The following is a 2,816-nucleotide window of genomic DNA, read 5'->3' on the forward strand; positions in this document are numbered from 1 at the left end:
TGAAGCCGGGCGCCGACGCGCGCGAGCGCATCGTGGTCCTGACGCCGAAGGCCGAAGCGATGATCCCGGCCCTTCAGCGCCAATGGGCCGCCGTCAACGCCGCCGACGACGACCTTGACGCGGAGCTTTCCGCCCCCCTGTCCGACACCATCCAGGAAACCATCGCGGCCCTGAATCGGCGGCCCTTCAGGCAGCGGATCATGGCCGAGGTTGAAGCGCATCGTGCCCCTGAACAGCCCTCGTCTTCCCCCTCAGACCCGCTTACCCCCCGAGTTCCAAGTTCATGATGATCGACATGTCGCGTTGGGCCCATCCGCTGCAACTGGGGGAGCGTCGGTTTCTGCACCCCGGGCCGCTCCGCTGGCTCCGGGCGATCGGCTGGGCCCTGGCCCTGATCTTCCTCGTCGCCCTGACCGCCCTGACGACAGGCGAAGCCCTGGGCAAGGCCCTGCCCCAGAGCTCCGGGGCGGCGCAGCTGGCCGCCAATATCGTGGCCGTGCTGATCGGGCTGGGGGTTTATGCCCTGGCGGTGCGGCTGGCCGAGGGCCGCTGGCCGTCCGAGATCGCCTGGCGGCCGGCCTTGCCGCAAGTCGGCGCGGGCCTGCTGATCGGGATGGCGATGTTCGCCGCCGTCATGGCCATCATGGCGGTGTTCGGCCTCTATGACATCCGGTCGCTCGGCGCCGCTCCGGCCTGGGTCTCGATCGGCAAGGCCGTCCAGTCCGGGGTGATCGAGGAACTGATGATCCGCGCCATCTTGCTGCGCCTGACCTGGAGGGCGTTCGGGCCCTGGGCGGCCTTCGCGATTTCCGCCGCCCTGTTCGGTTTTGGCCATCTTCCCAATCCAAACGCCACCGTATTCGCGGCCGTCGCCATCGCCCTGGAGGCCGGGATCATGCTGGGCGCCTTCTACGCACTGACCGGACGCATCTGGATGTCGATCGGCGTGCACGCCGCCTGGAACTTCACCCAGGGCTATCTGTTCGGCGCCGCGGTGTCTGGCGGCGATTTCGGCCCGGCGATCGCGTCAAGCACGGCGCGGGCGGGCTTCCCCGAATGGCTGACCGGCGGCGCCTTCGGGCCAGAGGCCTCGCTGCCGGCCCTGGTGGTCTGCACCGCCGTCGGGCTCGGCGTGACCTGGATGGCCTGGCGCGCGGGCCAGTTCGCCAAGCCGGCGGCCGTCTAGCTTCGCTTAACCATCAGCTTGCTGATCGCATGCACGAAGTTGCTGGGGGCGACCTCGATCTCGGCAAGAAGAGGAAAAGGGCGCTCATGCTCGAAGCGCCCGCCAGGCGGGATCGCGATGGCTCGATCTGACGGCTGTCGACCGTCAGGCCTCTAGACCGCCCGCGGCCCCGTAGGCGCGAGTGACCATGAAGGGCGGCGGTCAAGCCGCCCGCGATGTCACCGCTGGAATTTGCTGTAAGGCACGAACTCGCCCAAGCCGACATAGGCGACCGGACGCCTCTGTGACCCCCGGCGGCCCAGAACACGGCGAGAGAGTCCTGCTTGCACAGCTGGGCTCTGGGCCCTTGCCGGGTGACCATGTCTCGCGTCAGGACCTTTGCGCCGGCCTGGGGCCGGTTCACATAGAGCTGGCCGCTGGGCGTCCGATAGACGAGCGCGGTCTTGTCGACGATCTCCGTCGCGACGACGCTGCGCGCATCAATGCAGTCGACGGGGCGACCGGCTTCGCGACCTTCGATCACCCTCGCCAGGCTGCGCTCCCCCCGCTGATCTGTCGCCTCACCGGCGAAGGCGTTGGAAGACGCCGCGAGAACCACTACCGCCAGCACACCATGAAGCCCTGAACGCATATCGACCGCTCCTCTTCCGCTACGGAGACCGGCGGCGTCCGCCGCCAGGAAGAGGTTACCTTCCCCTCATTGCACGCAACGGTCAACGAGGGGAAAATAGACGATCAATGGTAGAGCTTCGCGGCGCCTGACTTCAGCCCCGCTTGACCATCAGCTTGCTGATCGCATGCACGAAGTTGTTGGGCGCGATCTCGATCTCGCCCGTGGCCTTCAGGTCCGGGAAGCGGGCCAGGATCTGGCGATAGGCTTCCTCAAGCTGGATCTGGGCCACGCGCTTGCCGATGCAGGTGTGCGGGCCGTAGCCGAAGGCGATGTGCTTGCCGGCGTTGGCGCGGCGCACGTCCAGCTGGTCGGGCTCGGGGAACACCTCCGGATCGCGGTTGGCCGCGCCGTAGTACATGATCACCTTCTCGCCTTCGCGGATCACTTGGCCGTTCAGCGTGGTGTCGGCGGTCGCCGTGCGGCGCATGTAGATCACCGGGCTGACCATGCGGATGAACTCGTCGACCGCCCCGCCCAGCAGGCCGGGATCGTCGATCAGGGCCTGGCGTTGATCCGGGAACTCGGTCAGCAGCTTCATCGCCCCCGAGAGCGTGTTGCGGGTGGTGTCATTGCCCGCGAAGACGATCAGCAGCCATGAGCCGTCCAGATATTCGTCGGCCAGCAGCGCGCCGTCGACCTGGGCCCGGGCGATGGCGGTCATCAGGTCCTGTTTCGGATCCTCACGACGCTTGAGCAGCATGGTCCGGCCATAGTCGAACATCTCTTCGACATTGGTGTTGAAGTCCTGGACGAACTGCATGAGCTCCAGGGTCGGGGTGATCGGGGCGGCCGCCTGCTGCACGGCCAGGTCCTGGGCGCGCTCCAGATAATGCATCCAGGTCAGGAACCGGGGCCGGTCCTCGGGCGGCACGCCGAGGATCTCGCACAGGGTGAACAGCGGCAGAACGGACGAGAAGTGCTCGACCATGTCGATCTCGGCGCCGTTCTCCAGCAGGG

General features: G+C 67.3%; 3 protein-coding genes. 1 reads left to right on the forward strand and 2 read right to left on the reverse strand.

The annotated features are described in order from the left end of the window. On the reverse strand, positions 1-221 hold a 221-nt coding region (locus CSW58_RS14200), incomplete at its 3' end, for a hypothetical protein (protein ID WP_161494625.1). Positions 222-295: 74 nt separating this feature from the next. Here CSW58_RS14200 and CSW58_RS13195 point away from each other — a divergent pair. Further along, positions 296-1,186: a CPBP family intramembrane glutamic endopeptidase gene (locus CSW58_RS13195; protein ID WP_099447587.1), complete on the forward strand. Its 891-nt coding sequence runs from the start codon at positions 296-298 to the stop codon at positions 1,184-1,186. Between the two features lie 764 nt (positions 1,187-1,950). Here the strand turns inward: CSW58_RS13195 and CSW58_RS13205 are convergent. Beyond that, positions 1,951-2,816: cytochrome P450 (locus tag CSW58_RS13205; protein ID WP_143755219.1), on the reverse strand; the 866-nt coding region annotated here is incomplete at its 5' end.

Source organism: Caulobacter sp. B11, assembly GCF_002737765.1.
GTDB lineage: Bacteria > Pseudomonadota > Alphaproteobacteria > Caulobacterales > Caulobacteraceae > Caulobacter.

What these genes read in the sequence shown, in the direction of transcription:
- CSW58_RS13195 (WP_099447587.1), top strand. Translation starts at nt 296, where the DNA reads ATGTCGCGTTGGGCCCATCCGCTGCAACTGGGGGAGCGTCGGTTTCTG.